This window comes from Paraburkholderia sp. JHI2823, from assembly GCF_038900695.1.
GTDB classification, from domain to species: Bacteria; Pseudomonadota; Gammaproteobacteria; order Burkholderiales; family Burkholderiaceae; genus Paraburkholderia; species Paraburkholderia mimosarum.
In genome coordinates this window covers 1-466 of sequence record NZ_JAYMRY010000236.1, presented here as the reverse complement: position 1 = coordinate 466, position 466 = coordinate 1, and the positions used below count along the sequence as shown (strand labels likewise).

Annotated in this window: 1 protein-coding gene; it reads left to right on the top strand. The window is 66.5% G+C overall.

What is annotated here, in order from left to right; all coding sequences use genetic code 11:
- On the top strand, positions 1-466 hold a 466-nt coding region (locus VSR34_RS38470; protein WP_342965241.1), incomplete at both ends, for a glycine cleavage T C-terminal barrel domain-containing protein.

Below are 466 nucleotides of genomic sequence, written 5' to 3'. Positions count from 1 at the left end.
ACGTGCCGGCCAACGCGGGCCGCATGGTGTGGGAAGCCCTCATGGAAGCGGGCGCCGAATTCGACATCACGCCATACGGCACGGAAACGATGCACGTGCTGCGCGCGGAGAAGGGCTACATCATCGTCGGGCAGGACACGGACGGTTCGGTCACGCCATTCGATCTCGGCATGGGCGGCCTCGTCTCGCAGACGAAGGACTTCCTCGGCCGCCGCTCGCTCAAGCGCTCGGACACGGCGAAGGAGGGCCGCAAGCAGTTCGTCGGACTGCTGACCGATGACGCGCAGTACGTGCTTCCCGAAGGCGGACAGATCGTCGCGCCCGATGCGCAAGCGCGGCCCGACGGCACGACCGCGATGATCGGCCACGTGACGTCGAGCTATTACAGCCCGATTCTGCAGCGCTCCATCGCGCTCGCGGTCGTGAAGGGCGGCCTGAACAAGATGGGCGAGCGCGTGGTGATTCC